The sequence below is a fragment of the Mycobacterium sp. 155 genome (genome assembly GCF_000373905.1).
GTDB lineage: Bacteria > Actinomycetota > Actinomycetes > Mycobacteriales > Mycobacteriaceae > Mycobacterium.
The window spans coordinates 2,294,104-2,311,804 of sequence record NZ_KB892705.1 but is presented as its reverse complement, the minus strand read 5'-3'; the positions used below and the strand labels follow the sequence as shown (position 1 = coordinate 2,311,804).

The 17,701-nt window shown below is 65.7% G+C and carries 18 protein-coding genes; 10 read left to right on the top strand and 8 right to left on the bottom strand.

Annotation, left to right across the window (positions count from 1 at the left end):
* Window positions 1-6: 6 nt before the first annotated feature.
* Window positions 7-1,743, top strand: coding sequence for a ubiquinone-dependent pyruvate dehydrogenase (poxB, locus tag B133_RS0111030; protein ID WP_018601067.1), 1,737 nt, complete (start codon window positions 7-9; stop codon window positions 1,741-1,743).
* Window positions 1,744-1,766: 23 nt separating this feature from the next.
* On the opposite strand, the gene B133_RS0111025 is transcribed toward poxB, so the two are convergent.
* Window positions 1,767-2,441: a helix-turn-helix domain-containing protein gene (locus B133_RS0111025; RefSeq protein WP_026256265.1), complete on the bottom strand. Its 675-nt coding sequence runs from the start codon at window positions 2,439-2,441 to the stop codon at window positions 1,767-1,769.
* A gap of 152 nt (window positions 2,442-2,593) precedes the next feature.
* On the opposite strand from B133_RS0111025, the gene B133_RS0111020 reads away from it, so the two are divergent.
* Window positions 2,594-3,409 (top strand): class I SAM-dependent methyltransferase, encoded by an 816-nt coding sequence (locus B133_RS0111020; protein WP_018601065.1) that lies wholly within the window; start codon window positions 2,594-2,596, stop codon window positions 3,407-3,409.
* Window positions 3,410-3,488: 79 nt separating this feature from the next.
* On the opposite strand, the gene B133_RS0111015 is transcribed toward B133_RS0111020, so the two are convergent.
* Window positions 3,489-4,250 carry a sulfite exporter TauE/SafE family protein gene (locus B133_RS0111015; RefSeq protein WP_026256264.1) on the bottom strand — a complete coding sequence of 254 codons (762 nt, stop codon included), beginning with the start codon at window positions 4,248-4,250 and terminating at the stop codon, window positions 3,489-3,491.
* Window positions 4,251-4,528: 278 nt separating this feature from the next.
* On the opposite strand from B133_RS0111015, the gene B133_RS0111010 reads away from it, so the two are divergent.
* On the top strand, window positions 4,529-5,020 hold the full coding sequence (locus B133_RS0111010) for a hypothetical protein (RefSeq protein ID WP_018601063.1): 492 nt from the start codon (window positions 4,529-4,531) through the stop codon (window positions 5,018-5,020).
* Window positions 5,021-5,032: 12 nt separating this feature from the next.
* Here B133_RS0111010 and B133_RS0111005 read toward each other — a convergent pair whose 3' ends face one another.
* On the bottom strand, window positions 5,033-6,514 hold the full coding sequence (locus B133_RS0111005) for a cytochrome P450 (RefSeq protein ID WP_018601062.1): 1,482 nt from the start codon (window positions 6,512-6,514) through the stop codon (window positions 5,033-5,035).
* A gap of 128 nt (window positions 6,515-6,642) precedes the next feature.
* Between B133_RS0111005 and B133_RS0111000 the strand changes: the two genes are divergently transcribed.
* Together B133_RS0111000 and B133_RS0110995 are read left to right on the top strand one after the other, a co-directional pair.
* Window positions 6,643-7,284 (top strand): TetR/AcrR family transcriptional regulator, encoded by a 642-nt coding sequence (locus tag B133_RS0111000; protein ID WP_018601061.1) that lies wholly within the window; start codon window positions 6,643-6,645, stop codon window positions 7,282-7,284.
* A 22-nt stretch (window positions 7,285-7,306) separates the two neighbouring features.
* Entirely contained in the window at window positions 7,307-8,161 is an 855-nt protein-coding gene (locus tag B133_RS0110995) for an SDR family oxidoreductase (protein WP_026256263.1), read from the top strand.
* 10 nt (window positions 8,162-8,171) lie between these two features.
* On the opposite strand, the gene B133_RS0110990 is transcribed toward B133_RS0110995, so the two are convergent.
* Genes B133_RS0110990 through B133_RS0110980 form a run of 3 tightly spaced genes read right to left on the bottom strand, consistent with a single transcriptional unit; the run spans window position 8,172 to window position 11,067 of the window.
* Window positions 8,172-9,344 (bottom strand): AAA family ATPase, encoded by a 1,173-nt coding sequence (locus B133_RS0110990; RefSeq protein ID WP_018601059.1) that lies wholly within the window; start codon window positions 9,342-9,344, stop codon window positions 8,172-8,174.
* A 9-nt stretch (window positions 9,345-9,353) separates the two neighbouring features.
* Window positions 9,354-10,454 carry a DNA polymerase IV gene (locus B133_RS0110985; RefSeq protein WP_018601058.1) on the bottom strand — a complete coding sequence of 367 codons (1,101 nt, stop codon included), beginning with the start codon at window positions 10,452-10,454 and terminating at the stop codon, window positions 9,354-9,356.
* Window positions 10,455-10,458: 4 nt separating this feature from the next.
* Window positions 10,459-11,067 carry a TetR/AcrR family transcriptional regulator gene (locus B133_RS0110980; protein ID WP_018601057.1) on the bottom strand — a complete coding sequence of 203 codons (609 nt, stop codon included), beginning with the start codon at window positions 11,065-11,067 and terminating at the stop codon, window positions 10,459-10,461.
* 88 nt (window positions 11,068-11,155) lie between these two features.
* Here B133_RS0110980 and B133_RS0110975 point away from each other — a divergent pair, with 88 nt between their 5' ends.
* From B133_RS0110975 to B133_RS0110955, 5 genes are all read left to right on the top strand, one after another.
* Window positions 11,156-11,698 carry an NADPH-dependent FMN reductase gene (locus tag B133_RS0110975; protein ID WP_018601056.1) on the top strand — a complete coding sequence of 181 codons (543 nt, stop codon included), beginning with the start codon at window positions 11,156-11,158 and terminating at the stop codon, window positions 11,696-11,698.
* Window positions 11,699-12,276: 578 nt separating this feature from the next.
* Window positions 12,277-12,516 (top strand): glutaredoxin-like protein NrdH, encoded by a 240-nt coding sequence (nrdH, locus tag B133_RS0110970; protein WP_018601055.1) that lies wholly within the window; start codon window positions 12,277-12,279, stop codon window positions 12,514-12,516.
* Between the two features lie 35 nt (window positions 12,517-12,551).
* Entirely contained in the window at window positions 12,552-12,995 is a 444-nt protein-coding gene (gene nrdI / locus B133_RS0110965) for a class Ib ribonucleoside-diphosphate reductase assembly flavoprotein NrdI (RefSeq protein WP_018601054.1), read from the top strand.
* Entirely contained in the window at window positions 12,962-15,130 is a 2,169-nt protein-coding gene (gene nrdE / locus B133_RS0110960; RefSeq protein WP_026256261.1) for a class 1b ribonucleoside-diphosphate reductase subunit alpha, read from the top strand. The genes nrdI and nrdE overlap by 34 nt, the downstream gene beginning before the upstream one ends.
* A gap of 161 nt (window positions 15,131-15,291) precedes the next feature.
* The gene (locus tag B133_RS0110955; RefSeq protein ID WP_018601052.1) at window positions 15,292-16,662 is read left to right on the top strand and encodes a tyrosine-type recombinase/integrase; all 1,371 of its coding nucleotides are present in this window, start codon (window positions 15,292-15,294) and stop codon (window positions 16,660-16,662) included.
* 94 nt (window positions 16,663-16,756) lie between these two features.
* On the opposite strand, the gene B133_RS0110950 is transcribed toward B133_RS0110955, so the two are convergent.
* A complete protein-coding gene (locus B133_RS0110950) occupies window positions 16,757-17,014 on the bottom strand; it encodes a hypothetical protein (RefSeq protein ID WP_018601051.1) in 258 nt (85 codons plus the stop codon).
* Window positions 17,011-17,700, bottom strand: a complete 690-nt coding sequence (locus B133_RS0110945) for a hypothetical protein (protein ID WP_018601050.1) — start codon at window positions 17,698-17,700, stop codon at window positions 17,011-17,013. Before B133_RS0110945 ends, B133_RS0110950 begins: the two co-directional genes overlap by 4 nt.
* Window position 17,701 lies beyond the last annotated feature (1 nt).

The following is a 17,701-nucleotide window of genomic DNA, read 5'->3' as shown; positions in this document are numbered from 1 at the left end:
GGCGCTATGGCAACCGTTGCAGACCAGGTGATCTCCGCGCTGAGCGCCAGTGGCGTGCAACGGGTATATGGCCTGCCAGGCGACAGCCTCAACGGGTTCACCGACGCCATCCGGCGATCCGGATCCATCACCTGGCAACACGTCCGGCATGAGGAGACGGCAGGGTTCGCGGCGGCGGCCGACGCGGCCCTGACCGGTCAACTGGCTGTCTGTGCGGGCAGCTGCGGTCCGGGCAATTTGCACTTGATCAACGGCCTGTTCGATGCGCAACGCAGCAGGGTGCCGGTCCTGGCGATCGCCGCGCATATCCCGCGCACCGAGATCGGCTCGGAGTACTTCCAGGAAACCCATCCGCAACAGCTGTTCGGTGAGTGCAGCGTGTACTGCGAATTGGTCAGCACCCCGGAGATGGCGCCGCGGATCCTTGAGATGGCGATGCGTGCTGCGGTCGAGGAGAACGGGGTCGCTGTCGTCGTCGTGCCCGGCGAGATCTTCCTGGCGCGCGCCGGGGAATCGGAATGGACGTCGCGTCCGGTCCGGCCGACGCGGTCAGTGGTACGCCCCGACGACGAGTCGGTGCGGTGTGCGGCAGACATGCTCAACGCAGCCGAGCGAGTCACCATTCTCGGTGGCGCAGGGGTGGCCGGCGCGCACGACCAGCTGATCGAACTGGCCGCGACGCTGCAGGCGCCGATCGTGCACGCGTTGCGCGGCAAGGAGTTCATCGAATACGACAACCCGTTCGACGTCGGGATGACCGGTCTGCTCGGGTTCGCGTCGGGATACAAGGCCATCAAAGAGGCCGACACCCTGCTGATGCTCGGCACCGATTTCCCGTATCAGCAGTTCTATCCCGAGGGCGCCACTGTCATCCAGGTCGACATCCGCGGACGGAATCTCGGTCGGCGCACACCGATAGACCTCGGCCTGCGTGGCACCGTCAAGGACACCCTGACCGCGCTGCAACCTTTGTTGCGCGCAAAGACCGACCATGAACACCTGGACCGGTCACTACGGCACTACGCCAAGACCCGTGCATCCCTGGACGCGCTGGCCGTCAACGACCGCGACAAGACTCCGATCCGCCCGGAATATGTTGCCGCGCTTGCCAACCGATTGGCCAGCGATGACACGGTGTTCACGTGCGACGTCGGGTCGCCGGTGGTGTGGGCGGCCCGCTATCTCACCATGAACGGTCGGCGCAGGCTGATCGGGTCGTTCAACCACGGCACCATGGCCAACGCACTGCCACACGCTATCGGCGCACAGACTGCCTATCCCGGTAGGCAAGTGGTCGCGCTAGCCGGTGACGGCGGGCTGACCATGCTGTTCGGCGAACTGGTGACACTGATCCAGAACCGGTTGCCGGTCAAGCTGATCGTGTTCAACAACTCGTCGCTGAACTTCGTCGAGCTGGAGATGAAAGCCGCGGGCATCGTCACCTTCGGCACCGACCTGGTCAATCCGGACTTCGCCGCCGTCGCCCAGTCGATGGGTGTTTTCGGCAGACGGGTGACCGAGCCCGCCGCACTGGAACTCGCACTGACCGACGCGTTCGCCTACGACGGTCCCGCGGTGGTGGACGTCGTCACCGCTCGTCAGGAACTGTCGATACCGCCGGCCATCACCGTGGAACAGGCAAAGGGCTTCTCGCTCTACGCCATCCGGACCATCCTGGCCGGACGCGCCGACGAACTGCTCGACCTGGTCAGCACCAACGTCGCCCGGCGCATCCTGGACTGAGAACAGAAGTCCGAGGCGGATTTTCACGCGGGGCGGGGGACGGCGGCGGCCGTGCTCTGGCCCAGCCACTTCGGGATGGCCCGGCGGACCTCGGCAGGCCCGGACAACGCGACACTTCCGTCGAACACCGCGTGCGACCAGCCGACGTCGCCCCGCCAGATCCGGGTCAGCGTGCGCAGACTGGTTTCCACCGTGCCCGTCACGTCATAGCCCGGATCGATATCGCACACGTCGGCCTTTCCGTCGGCAACCACCAGCCACCACCGGGCGGCCTTGGCGGGGACTCCGTCGAGGACGAAGGCGATCGTGGTGCGCGTGCGCGGCCAGTCGTCGATCGGGATGGTGCGTCGCATGTCCCACATCAGCAGATGCGGGTCCAGATCCTCCTCGCCCAGTTCGCCGATCCAGCGCACACCCCACGCGCCGAGCGCCGTCACCACACCCGCCAGCTCCTGTCCACAGGGGGTCAGGGAATATGTTGCGCGACCATCGCTTTCGGTCCGCTGTAGCACGCCGGCCCGCGTCAGCGACTTCAACCGTTTGGACAACAGCGCCGGCGACATCTTCGGCACGCCGCGGCGCAGGTCGTTGAAGTGCGTGCTGCCCAGTAGCAGCTCGCGGATCACCAACATGGTCCAGCGTTCGTCGAGTACCTCCATGGCCTTGGCCACGGGGCAGAACTGGCCGTAAGTCGACATGGCGATACCTCCCGCGAGAAGCGCTGTGCACAAGTACACCGCCCGCAGCGTCCGGAAGCCAGTACAGATTTTGAACCCGCACCGGTACAGATTTGGTACTGGATAGCCGCCGGGTCCGGGCGCGACCATTGGTCTGGGGAAAGGAGCCGTCGATGAATGCCGTGATTGCCGACCGTGAGCTGGAGGCCAAGCACCGCGGGCTGTGGGCGCTGGGCGACTACGCCGCCGTCGCCGTCGATCTGGTGGCGCCGCTGGGTTCGGAACTCGTGGCCGCCTGTGGCATCCGGGCGCAGGACCGGGTACTCGATGTCGCTGCGGGAACCGGCAATGCCGCGATCCCTGCTGCGGCCACCGGCGCAGATGTCGTCGCCTGCGATCTGTGTCCCGACCTGCTGGCGCGGGGCCGAGAGCAGGCCACCGAACGCCGTGTCGCGCTGCAGTGGCGCGAAGCCAACGCCGAAGCGCTGCCGTACGGGGACGATGAGTTCGATGTGGTGATGTCGTGCATCGGGGTGATGTTCGCGCCGCACCATCAGCAGGCTGCTGACGAACTGGTGCGGGTCGCTCGTTCGGGTGGGCGGATCGGACTGATCAGCTGGACGCCCGAAGGATTCGTCGGGCAGCTCTTCGCCACCATGAAGCCTTATCTGCCGGAGCCCCCGGCCGGGGTGTCGCCGCCACCGCTGTGGGGCGGCGAGGCATACGTGGTTGCGCTGCTGGGCGAGCGGGTGACCGACCTGGTGACCGAACGGCGCGAGCTGACCGTCGACAAGTTCGGCGACGGTGCCGCGTTCCGCGACTACTTCAAAGCCAACTACGGGCCGACGATCGCGGCCTACCGCGCGATCGCCGCTCACGCCGAGCGGGTGGCGGCCCTCGATGCGGATATCGCCGCGCTGGGTGACCGCATTATCCGCGGCGGGTCGATGGACTGGGGATATCTACTAGTGACGGCGCGCAAGCGCTGAACAGGGGCGGGCACGATGCCTGCCGAGCAAATGCCGACGTCGAGTGACACCGGCGCCGCAGCTACTGCTCGCGCGTATGTCAGTAAGCGTCGAGCGCTAACTTGATCGCCAACGCGACACCCGCCGCGCCGATCAGCACGCGCAGGGGTGTTGCCGGCGCGTGCCGTACGACGATCGGACCCAGCCGCGAGCCGATCAGGCAGCCCAACCCGAGCGGCACCACAGCCGGCCAGTACACCGGCGCGAACACCGTGAAGGCCACTGCGGCCACGGAATTGGCGACACCGAGGACGACGTTCTTGCTCGCGTTGGCATGGGCGAGCGTGGCGCCGCCGGCACGCAGCAGCAGAGCCAACAACAGCACGCCCGCGGCAGCGCCGAAGTAGCCGCCGTAGATCGTGATCAGGAATATCGCGATGGCTTCGAAGGTGACCCGCATGATTTGGTCGCGGTGGCTGGTTGCGCGCGCTTCCCGATGTTCCCCGCGGGGTGCCAGGATCGCGACGGAAGCGACCACGAGCAGGACGGGCACGACCTTTTCGAAACCCTCGGCCGGGGTCGACAGCAGCAGAGCTGCGCCCACCGCCCCGCCGAGCACGGCCAGCGGGATGATCCGCCCGATCCATCCACCTTGCCCGGCCAGCTCAGGTCGTGAACCCCACACCGACCCGACGCCGTTGAACACCAGCGCCACGGTGTTCGTCACGTTGGCGGTCACCGGGGGCAGCCCGACCATCAGCAACGCGGGATACGTGGCGACCGAAGCGAGTCCGGCGATGCTGCCGGACAATCCGCCGGCGATTCCGGCTACCACGAGCAGTGCAATATCCCACCAGGTCATGCGGTGTGCCGACGGTGCCGCGGACTGGACGTGCACATCCGGCTCACGCTACTTGGACGGCTACGGAGCAATCCTGCGTGACCGATGGACAGAGGTCAGCCGACCCGGCGCGCGCCGAAGAAATGATTGCGTCACCAGCTGGGGAGCGTCTAACATCCCAACATGCCGTGGCCACTCGTTGTAGCAACCCGCAGCGGGGTCTGATCTGGACCGACCCCCCCGCTGTGGGTCATTGCCACCTCGTCGGTCAATCCATCTGATCAAGAAAAGACCGGCACATGCATCCCTCATCGGCAACACCGACCACCCAGCGCCCTGCCTTCGCGGCCAGCTTCGGCGCGCCGTTGCCCCGTGGTGTGCGCGAAGCTGCGGAGTCCGCTTCGTGGGACGACTTTCTGGCCGAATACGCCCCAAGTGCGGGACTGCTGCGTATGAGACAGTGGATCTGCACCGACGCCGCGCGCCCGGCCTGCAGCCTCGGACCGCAAAGCCGCTGTTACCAGGCCACCCTTGGCATCGGCGACACGATCAGCACAACGCGCGCTGTGGCCTGCGGTCCGGTGGCGGCCCTGACGGCGATGCTCTACGACCGCGGTATCGCCGTGGAAACCGTGTCCTTTCATCAGCTGCCGATCAACGGATGCATCGCCACCTTCCTACAGGGCAGCGACGGGAACCACAGCATGTGGGCGCTGGGGCTCGACGCCGACCCGGAACTGTCGGCGCTGCGTGCCGTCATCGCGTGCGCGAACCGGTTGATGAGCGCCTGAACGACCGCAGCCTCAGTGCAGCGGCCGCAGCACCATCGGCATGCCGTCGATCGGTACCGCCATGCCGCCGTAGTCGTACCACGGCTGGTAACTCGGGTGCGGCAACTCCAGCCGGTAGCGGCGCAGCAGTCGGTGCATGACGGTCTTGATCTCGAGTTGGCCGAAGACCATGCCGATGCACTTGTGCGCCCCGCCGCCGAACGGGGCGAACGCGTAGCGGTGTTTCTTGTGTTCGCTGCGCGGCTCGGCGAACCGATCGGGGTCGAAACGCTCTGGGGCGGCCCATAATTCGGGCAGCCGATGGTTGATTCCCGGCCAAGTCACCACATCGGTCCCGGCCGGGATGTAGTAGCCCAGCAGGTCGGTGTCCCGGACGGTTCGGCGGAAGTTGAACGGCAATGGCGTCTGCATCCGCAGCGACTCGTTGATCACGAGGTCGTAGGTTTCCAGCTTCTCCAATGCCTCGATGTCGAGCGGGCCGTCGCCGACGCGTGCCGATTCGTCGCGGCACCGCTCCTGCCACTGTGGGTTCGCCGCCAGGTGATAGGCCATCGTGGTCAGCGTCGACGTCGTGGTGTCGTGCGCGGCCATCATCAGGAAGATCATGTGGGCGACGATCTGGTCGTCGGTGAAGCTCTGCCCGTCCTCGTCCCGAGCGTGGCACAGCACGCTGAACATGTCGGTGCTCTCAGTCCGGCGTTTCTCGGCGACACGGCTGGCGAAGTAGTCCTCCAACGTCTTGCGCGCCTTGATGCCACGCCACCAGGTCAGTGGCGGCACCGGCTTGCGCACGATGGCGTTGCCGGCCCGCGTGGTGGTGGTGAACGCATGGTTGATGGTGGTGACCAGTTTGCGGTCGGTGCCCGCGGGATGGCCCATGAACACCTCGGAGGCGATGTCGAGGGTCAGCTTCTTAACCGCCGGGTGGAACAGGAAGCGTGGGTCGTTGGCTGCCCAGTCGGTGGCCAATACCTTGGTTGCCACCGAATCGATGTGTGACACGTAGCCGGCCAGCCGGCTACGGGTGAACGCCTCCTGCATGATCCGGCGGTGGAACATGTGCTCTTCAAAATCCAGGAGCATGAGACCGTTTTCGAAGAACGGGCCGATCACCGGATCCCAGGCGCGCTGCGAGTAGTCCTTGTTGCGGTTGGAGAACACCGCCTGAGTGGCATCGGGCCCGAGTGCCATGACCTGCGACAGTGCCGGCGTTTGCGCGTAGTACACCGGGCCGTGCTTGCGGTAGAGGTCGAGTATGTAGTCCGGGCCGGCGCGGAAGATCTCGATCATGTGGCCGATGATCGGCAGCCCGGTGTCACCCATGATCGGTTTGAGGCCGCTGCCCGCGGGCGGCTCGGCGAAGACGAACTCATGCCAGTGCGTCTCGTTCAGGCGCTTCTCGACGGCGGCCATGCCGGGCAGCGTGTTCGGAGTCGGGGTGAATCGTCGCTTCGCCTGATCAAGCAGATAGTGCGGAGCGCTGATCGTGGCCATGTCCCACTCCCGAGGTTGCTCAAACTGACAATGCGTGGTGGATGTCACCGCCTGAAGCCATCCTGATCGCCAGACTTGACGCAGGTCAAGTTTTGTTCTGGCCTGTCGCAATGCAAAGGTCTAGTGCCATGACCGCCGAACAGATCCCGGGGGGCAGCAACGACAGCCCGATGCGGCGCAGTCGTGGTGATCGGCAGCGCGACGCCATCGTCAAGGCCGTTCGGGAGCTACTCGAGGAACAGTCGTTCGCCGACCTGTCCGTCAGCGCGATCAGCGAACGCGCCGGGCTGGCCCGCTCGGGCTTCTACTTCTACTTCGACACCAAGTACGCGGTTCTCGCGGTGATCGTGGCCGAGGCCATGGAACAGCTCGACCAGCTCACACACAACTATGCGCCCCGCGAGCCCGACGAGGAGCCCGCCGCGTTCGCCAAGCGGATGGTCGGCAGTGCTGCTCTGGTATTCGCTCGCAACGACCCGATCATGTCGGCCTGCACCATCGCGCAGAACACCGATGCACAGATCCGCGAGCTGATGAACGACTTCGAGGACGGCGTGATCGCCAAGATCGTCGGTCTGATCGAACAGGACCGAGGGGCCCGGCCGATCTCCGACGACATCTCCGGGCTGGTGCGCATGCTGGTGGCGACCACCGCGATGACGCTGTCGCATGATCCGGCGTTCATCGGCCGCGGCGAGGACCCGCAGCGCGCGATCGACGTGTTGGAACGGCTGTGGCTCAATGCTCTCTGGGGTGGCCAGCCCAACTAGCCGTCCCGGTATGGTCACCGCTATGGCGCAGGCGAGCGATTTTCGCGGGAAACGCTGCTTCATCACGGGGGTGGCGAGCGGTATCGGGCGGGCCACTGCGCTGGCCTTGGCGGCGCAGGGCGCCGAACTGTATCTGACTGACCGCGATGCCGACGGTCTGGCGCAGACGGTGGCCGACGCGCAGGCGCTGGGCGCACAGGTGCTCGCACACCGGACACTTGACATCTCGAACTACGACCAGGTGGCCGCGTTCGCAGCCGACATCCATACCGCGCATCCCGCGATGGACGTGGTGATGAACATCGCCGGTATCTCGGCGTGGGGCACGGTCGATCAGCTCACCCATCAGCACTGGCGTTCGATGATCGACGTCAACCTCATGGGCCCGATCCACGTGATCGAGACTTTTGTCCCACCGATGATCGAGGCCGGCCGGGGTGGTCAGTTGGTGAACGTCTCGTCGGCCGCCGGCATCGTGGCCCTGCCCTGGCACGCTGCTTACAGCGCCAGCAAGTACGGTTTGCGCGGCCTCAGCGAGGTACTGCGGTTCGACCTGGCCAGGCACCGCATCGGGGTGTCGGTGGTGGTGCCCGGCGCGGTGAAAACCGGTCTGGTGCGGACGGTTCAGATCGCCGGCGTCGACCGCGACGACCCCGACGTGCAGAAGTGGGTGGATCGGTTCGCCGCCCACGCCGTCTCGCCGGAGAAGGCCGCTGCCAAGATCCTGGCCGGTGCCCGGCGCAACCGGTTCCTCATCTACACCTCGCCCGACATCCGTGCGCTGTACGCGTTCAAACGCATCGCCTGGTGGCCGTACAGCGTGGCGATGCGCCAGGTCAACGTGCTGTTCACCCGCGCGCTGCGGCCACACCGCTGATCGTTTCGCCTTAGCGGTTTCCCCAATGCCAGGCGGGCGTGGTCAGCAGGCCCAGACCAGCGACTTTCGTTTCGCCCCACTGTTTGTAGAGCTCGACCTCGATGGCGCGGTCGCGGTCCTCGTCGGCGACCGGCGTGGTGTCGAGGAATTCCAGCAGGGCCCTCGAATGGGTCACCACCACTACCTGCGTCTGGGTGGCGGCGGTGGCGATCAGCCTCGCCAGAGGCCGCACCAGGTCGGGGTGCAGCGATGTCTCGGGCTCGTTGAGCACCATCAGAGAAGGGGGTCGCGGGCTCAGCAAGGCTGCGGCCCACAGCAGGAAACGCAGTGTGCCGTCGGATAATTCGGCGGCCCGCAGGGGCCGTAGCATGCCGCGCTGGTGCAACTGCAGGTCGAACACCCCGTCATTGACGGCGACCGACACGGCAGCGCCGTCGAACGCATCGGCCACGGCGCGTGCCAGGTCGTCGAACCCCGCCTCGATGATGGTTTGGGTCGCCGCGGCGAGGTCGGCGCCGTCGTCGGAAAGCACCGGGGTGCGGGTGCCCACCTGCGGCCGGCGCGCCGGAGCTTCGGCGTCGACCCGGAAGCCGTCGTAGAACCGCCAGTCGCGCAACCGCTCGGAGACCGCGGAGAGTTCTGGCAGGGCGTGGGGGTGGGTGTATTCGGCCAGCACGCTGCGGTAGGACGGCAGCGACCGGCTCAGCTCTTCGAAGCCTCGGCCGGATTCGGCTGCGACCTCGGCGTATTCGCGGGTGCGGCGGACCACTGCCGAACTGGGCCGCAATACCGGCCCGGCGAACACCATCTCGCGTTTGATCTCGGGATCCAGCGCGAACGCCGTCGGCCCGGTGCCCGCCATCTGGGGCAGGCCGAGATCGACCAGGTAGCCGAAGTCGTCGGCGGCGAACCCGAGTTCGAGTGACACCGGGCGGGTCCGCGTAGTCCCCTGAGCTTTTTCGGCCGGCTGCTCCGGGCCGGCCCACAGCACCGACTGCAAGCCGCCTTCGCGGGCCAGTGATCCGATCACCTGCCCGCGTCCGCAATCGGCCAACAGGCGCAACGCGCGGTAGAGCGACGACTTCCCGGTGCCATTGGCGCCCGTGACGACGGTGAGATCGGTCAGCGGCAGTGTCACGTCACGCAGTGACCGGTAACCCCGGATCGCGATGGTCTGCAGCATGGGACAAGGCTATTGATCGGGTCCGACACCGGCGGCACTGCTGGGCGGCATGGCCAGTTCGAGTCGCACGCCGAGCAGCCGGATCGGCCGGTCGAGTTCGAAGAGATCCAGCACCGCCAGTGCGGTATCGGCGATCACGGCAGCGTCGATGCCTGGTTCGGGCAGTTTGCGGATCTTGGTGCGGGTGTAGAAGGTGCTGGTGCGTACCGTCACGGCCACCCGGGTGACGATGCGGCCCTGCTCGACCACCTCGGTCAGGGTGCGCTCGGTCAGATCCCGCACCGCCGCGTCGATCTCGGTGCGGTCGGTGAGGTCCTCGGCGAAAGTGATGACGTGGCTGCGTGATCGCGGGACCCATGGTTCGGCGCTGACATCGGTATCGCCACCGCCTTTGGCGAGCAACAGGATCCATAGGCCGGTCGTCGGCCCGAAGGTCGACGTGAGCACCTCTGGGTCGGTGGCGGCCAGCTGGGCGACCGTGGTGATACCAAGCGTGGCAAGCTTTTTGGTGGTCTTGCTTCCGATGCCCCACAGCGCGTCCGGCGGGCGGTCGGCCATCACATCCATCCAGTTGGCCGCGGTGAGCTTGTACACGCCCGGGGCCTGATCTGCTCCTCGCGTGCGCGTCGGTTTGGCAAACCCGGTGGCCACCTTGGCGCGCTGCTTGTTGTCGCTGATGCCTACCGAACACGACAGCCCGGTCTCGGCGGCCACCACGGTGCGGATGCGTTCGGCCAGCTCGACGGGGTCGACCGTATCGTCGGCGCCGAGGTAGGCCTCGTCCCAGCCCCAGACCTCAACGGGATGTCCGAGATCGCGCAGCAGGCTCATCACCTGTTCGGAGGCCTCGTCGTAGGCAGCCGGGTCCGACGGCAGGAACGTCGCATCGGGGCATTTGCGGGCGGCGGTCCGCAACGGCATGCCGGCGTGCACGCCGAACTCCCTGGCCGGATACGACGCGCAGGTGACGACCTTGCGCGGTTCGGTCGGGTCGCCGTTGCCACCGACGATGACGGGCTGACCGACCAGCTCGGGGTGGCGCCGCAACTCCACCGACGCCAGGAACTGGTCCAGGTCGATATGAAGAATCCAGCGCAGCACTCCGCTCATGGCGTTAGCAACCGCACAGTTTGCGGGCCGTCTCCTCCCATGCCGCGTCGAGTTCGTCGAGAGTGCGGCCGCGGTCGTTGAGCTGGTATGCCACATAGTCGGCGTCCAGCAGAGCGATCAGCGCATCCGCCTGAGCCTCGAGATCGCCTGTGGTGCCTGCGGTTTCGAGCAACATCCGAACGTGTGCGCGGTGCAGCATCGCCGGGCCGGCGAAGCGGGTCTGCGGGTCGCGCGCTGCGTCGGACAGCAGCGCATGGTGACAGTGCACGAACCGCAACCGGTCGCGGCCGTAGGCGAGCAGGCGTTCCAGAGGCGGTGCTCCGGGGCCCAGCGGCGGTGGGCCGAACATGAACGCTTCCTGTTCGCCCTTCTCGTCCTCGTCGAGCAGGACCATCATCAGCCCGGACCGACTGCCGAACCGCCGGAACAACGTTCCCTTGCCCACGCCGGCGGCTGCCACGATATCGTCGGTGCTGACGGCGTCGGGTCCGCGTTCTGCGATAAGCCGGCGTGCGGCGTCGAGTAGGAGTTCGCGGTTGCGGGCGGCGTCGCCACGCTCGGGTGGCGCGGAATCGGTGACCGCGAGCCTTGTGCGGCGATCAGAAGCAGTCACCTTTGAACTTTAACTCAGCCGGAATTAATCGGACCATAGTCCGGTTATCCTGGGCGAAGATCGGGTCAGGCGACAAGGGAGAACGAACATGGCCGATGTGAAGGTATTGGTACTGGTGGGCAGCCTGCGGGCCGCGTCGATCAACCGGCAGCTCGCCGAGCTTGCCGTCGAGACGGCGCCTGATGGGGTGGACCTGCGGATCTTCGATCGGCTGGGGGAGCTGCCGTTCTACAACGAGGATATCGACGGTGACGATGTGGACGAGACGGTGCGGGTGCTGCGCCATGTGGCGGCGGGGGCTGACGCCGCTCTGATCGTCACGCCCGAGTACAACGGCAGCATCCCGGGCGTGCTGAAGAACGCGATCGATTGGCTGTCCCGGCCGTACGGTAACGGTGCGCTCAAGGACAAGCCGCTGGCTGTGGTCGGCACGGCACTGGGTCAGTACGGCGGCGTGTGGGCGCACGACGAGACCCGCAAGTCATTCGGCATCGCCGGGCCCCGGGTGGTCGAGGACCTCAAACTGTCACTGCCCGCCAAGGCTCTGGACGGTCGGCATCCCCGGGAGAACGAAGAGGTCGCCGCGACGGTCCGCGACATCGTGGGCAAGCTCGCCGCCGAGGTGAGTTAAGCGGAGGTATTGGCAACCGGGGCTGGGGTCGACTGGGTCGGCCCCAGCCTTTTTGTTGTCCGGCGCTGGTCAGGTCGACGTGTGGTGTCGCGGTCTGGCCCGGCTTGTGATCGGTTCGTCGGCGCGGGCGCGATATGACCGCAGATCGCATGCAGCGCGTTTGCTGCCGATGATCTTGATGTGCTAGGCCGGCCGTACTTGTCGGTGGGTGGTGATACACCAATAGAGATAGTGCGACACGGACCCTGCGACTGCTTGCAACACGCCGGGATGCGTGGCTCGCGGTGAGCTTACGACCTGGGAATTTCAAAAATGTTATTCAGAACATGTTGTATGGCTTCGGATGTTCGGCCACTAGGTGTAGTGTTTCTGACACCGACAGGCCACCACAGTTCGGGAGTCCGCCGGAGCGCAGCGAATCCGGCGGAGTCGGTTTCAGAACCGGCCGGAAGGCGGCCTCTCGGGCTAGGAATTACGGGGGGCTGGAGGTCGCTGAAGTTTAGCGAGCACCGTGATCCGGCCAAGTTGCCAGTCCGGGTTCAGATATCTCACTTACCGCAAGAGGAGCCGTACCGCAGATGACCGTCACCGTGTACACCAAGCCCGCATGCGTGCAGTGCAACGCCACCTACAAGGCGCTGGACAAGCTGGGTATCACTTACGACAAGGTCGACATCACGCTCGACAGTGAAGCCCGCGATTACGTGATGGCTCTTGGTTACCTACAGGCGCCCGTCGTCGTGACCGGCAACGAGCACTGGTCGGGCTTCCGTCCAGACCGGATCAAGGCGCTCAGCAGCGCAGCGGTCAGCGCCTAGCGAAGGCAGTAACCACGGGGAAGGATGGGGCCAGAATGACCAATCTCGTCTACTTCTCTAGCGTCTCGGAAAACACTCACCGTTTCATCGAGAAGCTGGGTATACCCGCCACCCGCATTCCACTGCACGGCCGCATTGAGGTGGACGAGCCGTTCGTCCTGATCCTGCCCACCTACGGCGGAGGCCGTGCCACCCCGGACATCAACAACGGTGGCTACGTACCCAAGCAGGTCATCGCGTTCCTCAACAATGAACACAATCGGTCGTTGATCCGCGGCGTCATCGCCGCGGGCAACAACAACTTCGGCGCGGAGTTCGCCTATGCGGGCAACGTGGTCTCGCGCAAGTGTGGTGTGCCGTACCTGTATCGCTTCGAACTCATGGGTACCCCGGACGACGTGGAAGCTGTCCGTGCGGGGTTGGAAAACTTCTGGAAGGAACGGACGTGCCACCAACCGTCACAGCTGCAGAGCCTGTAACCGACAGCACGCACGCGCTTCCGGGGGAGACGGACTACCACGCCCTCAACGCGATGCTGAATCTGTACGACAAAGACGGCAAGATTCAGTTCGACAAGGATGTGCAAGCGGCGCGCGAGTACTTCTTGCAGCACGTCAATCAGAACACGGTCTTCTTCCACAACCAGGACGAGAAGCTCGACTACCTGATCCAGAAGAACTACTACGAGCGCGATGTGCTCGACCAGTACAGCCGCAACTTCGTCAAAGAGCTGCTGGATCGGGCCTACGCCAAGAAGTTCCGGTTCCCGACCTTCCTGGGCGCATTCAAGTACTACACGAGCTATACGCTGAAGACCTTCGACGGCAAGCGCTACCTGGAACGGTTCGAGGACCGCGTCGTCATGGTCGCGCTGACGCTGGCGGCCGGTGACACCGAGCTGGCCGAGAAACTGGTCGACGAGATCATCGACGGCCGCTTCCAGCCGGCCACCCCGACATTCCTCAACTCGGGCAAGAAGCAGCGCGGTGAGCCGGTCTCATGTTTCCTGCTTCGCATCGAGGACAACATGGAGTCCATCGGGCGCTCCATCAATTCGGCGTTGCAGCTGTCCAAGCGTGGTGGCGGAGTTGCGTTGCTGCTCTCCAATATTCGTGAGCACGGCGCGCCGATCAAGAACATCGAGAACCAGTCCTCGGGCGTCATCCCGATCATGAAGCTGCTGGAGGATTCCTTCTCCTACGCCAACCAGCTCGGGGCCCGCCAGGGCGCCGGAGCGGTGTACCTGCATGCACACCACCCCGACATCTACCGGTTCCTCGACACCAAGCGCGAGAACGCCGACGAGAAGATCCGGATCAAAACGCTGTCGTTGGGCGTGGTGATCCCGGACATCACGTTCGAGTTGGCGAAGAAGAACGAGGACATGTACCTGTTCTCGCCGTACGACGTCGAGCGCGTGTACGGCCTGCCGTTCGCCGACATCTCGGTGACCGAAAAGTACTACGAGATGGTCGACAACGCGCAGATCCGCAAGACCAAGATCAAGGCGCGCGAGTTCTTCCAGACGCTGGCCGAGCTGCAGTTCGAATCGGGTTACCCGTACATCATGTTCGAGGACACGGTGAACCGGGCCAACCCCATCGACGGCAAGATCACCCACAGCAACCTGTGCTCGGAGATCCTGCAGGTGTCGACGCCGTCGGTGTTCAACGACGATCTGTCCTACGCCCAGGTGGGCAAGGACATTTCGTGCAACCTCGGTTCGCTCAACATCGCCAAGACCATGGACTCGCCGGACTTCGCGCAGAGCATCGAGGTCGCGATCCGGGCACTGACCGCGGTGAGCGATCAGACCCACATCTGGTCGGTACCGTCGATCGAGCAGGGCAACAACAGCTCGCACGCGATCGGCTTGGGGCAGATGAACCTGCACGGGTACCTGGCCCGCGAGCGCATCTTCTACGGGTCCGAAGAAGGCATCGACTTCACCAACATCTACTTCTACACGGTGCTGTTCCACGCTCTGCGTGCATCGAATCTCATTGCCATCGAACGCAATACACGCTTCGGTGGATTCGAGAAGTCGAAATACGCGTCGGGGGAGTTCTTCGACAAGTACACCGAGCAGGTGTGGGAACCGAAAACCGACAAGGTCCGGGAGATCTTCGCCGACGCCGGGATTCACGTTCCGACACAGGATGATTGGCGCTCGCTGAAGGAGTCGGTGCAGGCTCACGGCATCTACAACCAGAACCTGCAGGCCGTCCCGCCGACCGGATCGATCTCCTACATCAACCACTCGACGTCGTCGATTCACCCGGTGGCCAGCAAGATCGAGATCCGCAAGGAAGGCAAGATCGGCCGGGTGTACTACCCAGCGCCGTACCTGACCAACGACAATCTGGAGTACTACCAGGACGCGTATGAGATTGGGTACGAGAAGATCATCGACACCTATGCCGCGGCCACCCAACACGTGGACCAGGGGTTGAGCCTGACGTTGTTCTTCAAGGACACCGCCACCACGCGCGACGTCAACAAGGCGCAGATCCACGCCTGGCGCAAGGGCATCAAGACGCTGTACTACATCCGGCTGCGTCAGATGGCTTTGGAAGGCACCGAGGTGGAGGGTTGCGTCAGCTGCATGCTCTAGGGGTGTTCTAGCTAAGACGCTGGCCAGGGAAATTGCTCCTGGCCAGCGTTTTCGTATCCAGACCCGGCGAGCAGCTTTTGCGCCCGATGAGCAAGAATGGGCACAGCGTGGGGCACATATGGGGCACGCCGTGGGGCACGGGGCACGACAGAAGGAACAGCATGGCGAGTACCGGGGCACGTGACTTCGGCACGATCCGGAGGCTGCCTTCGGGCAAGTACCAGGCTCGGTACCGTGCGCCCGACGGGGAGCGGCGTACTGCACCCACGACGTTCACCACGAAGAAGGCCGCCTCCGCCTGGCTGGCGGACATCCAGTCAGACATCGAGCGGGATAGGTGGAAGTCACCGGAGCAGGTCGCCTCCGAGGAAGCCGCAGCCACCGCCGCGCGGGCCGAGGTGATGACAGTGAGCCAGCTCGCGGAGATCTGGCTGGAAACCATCCCGAGTGAGAACCACCGCGTCATCTCGATCAGCCGCGTGCGCCGGTTCATCAACCCGGAGCTCGGGCACATCAAGCTCGACGAGCTGACCAAAGAGAGATGCGATCAGTGGTACCGCGATATGCAGACAACTCTCTGCCCAGGTGCCCCGACACAGGTCCGCAGGACGTTCGCGGCGCTGCACGCCATGCTCAAGCTCGCCGTCAACGAGGACTGGATCGGACGCTCGCCGCTGCGGATCAAGGGCGCGCTGATCGATACACCGACCCGTGAACCGCAGACGGCCTCCGCCGCCGAGGTGGACCAGCTTGCCGCTGCGATGCCACCGGAGCTGTCGATGTTCCCGCAGATCTCAGCGTGGACGGGGCTCCGGCTCGGAGAAGTGAACGGGCTGCAGATCGGCGACATCTCGGTGGATCGGAGCACTCCGTGCCCACTCCTCCCGGTGGTCCGGATCCAGATCCGCCGGCATGTCGTCGCCGGTCGCGGCACCGGGTCCATGACGATCGTGCCAGGCTCGAAGGCGACCGGTCGGACGGAGTCCGTGGTGGTTCCGCCGCACCTGCACGTACCACTGTGGCTGCACGTGGAGAAGTACGCGCGAAAGACCAACCCACAGTGGTTGTTCCCCGGCACGCGGACCGTGGACATGCCCGTCGGACCTGCGACCGTGGACCGGCGGTGGCGACTGGCGAGGGAGGCGTGCGACTTGGAGCATCTCGTCTTCCACGACCTGCGCCGCACGTCGTCGACGACCGCTGCGATGGCCGGCGCGACTGTCGGCGAGTTGAAAGAGCGGCTGCGGCACAGGACCAGCGAGGCAGCCGAGCGATACATCGTCGCCGCTCGCGGCGCTGATGCTGACCTAGCGCATCGCATGAGCCAGCACGCCGCGAACCCGCACCGCGTGGCGCCACGTACGGAGACGGTGACGGAGGACGTGACACGTCTCGGGACCGGGGACATCGACACGGTGATGGACGCGGTTGCCGACCTGATCGAGAGGGTGCAGACGGCTGGCGACGAGGAGATGATCGCGTACCTGGGGGAGCGGCTCGCCGAGGTGCGCGCGGTAGCTTCGGGGGAGTGACCATGTGCTCCGTCCGCTGCCCCCGGACACGCCACAGCCTCACAACCTGATTCGGTTGCGGGGCTGCGGCATTGACGGTGTGGGTCGGTGTCGATCAGCAGTCCGCCGCTCCCATCACCCGGTGCAGATCACCGGTCCCGCCGACCGGTCGGACCCAGGCCGCTCCGTCCGCGCCGACCGCCTCGACACGGCAGGACGCCACGGTGAACGGGTGCTGAAGCATGGTCACCGAGGTGGGATCGGGTGCCGGTCCGAACGCGATCCAGCAGCCGATCACCGCGGTGATGGTCACGGCAGCGGCCCACGTGACGGGTTGCGTGAGCCAGGTGCGGAGTTCCTGCGAGGCGGTCATCGCGTGCCGCCCGGGATCTGCATGCCGGTGCGGCAGCCGTACGCCGCGGTGACGTCGGACAGTGCGACCCCCGCGACCGGAGCCGGCCCGCTGACGTTCATCACCCAGACCGCACCCGGCGGCAGGAGCGCCGCCGAGTGGCAGGCCGCGGTGTCGCCGGCCGGCATGGCGAACATGAACGGCTGACCCGCCTTCATGGCCCGACCCGCAGCGGTCAGATCCACCTGCGTGCTCCACCGCGACAGGTCCGGCACACCCGCGGGGTGGACCGCCGCGGATGCCGGCGCGGGAGCCGGGATGCTGGTACCGGGCGGCATGGCGACGCCCGTGCAGCCGTATTCCTCAACCGTGTCGGTGAGGGCGACTCCGGTGGCCGGCGCGGCGCCGACGCGGTTGAGGATCCACACCCTGCCGGCCGGGTCGACCACCGCCGAGTGGCAGGCGGGCTCCGGCCCGTCTGGGATCCCGAAGATGAACGGGGCGCCGTGGTCGAGCGCACCGCGGGCCGCGACCGTGTCGACCTCGGGGGACAGCTCGCGGAGGTTCGGCAGCGTGGGCGCGACCGCCGCTGTAGAGCTGACCGGGGCGGCGTGGTGCTCATGTGCGGAACCGGTCGAGCAGCCAGCCGTCAGCGTGACGGCCGCGGCGAGTAGCGCGGCGGCGGTGGCGATTTTGGTGATGGACATG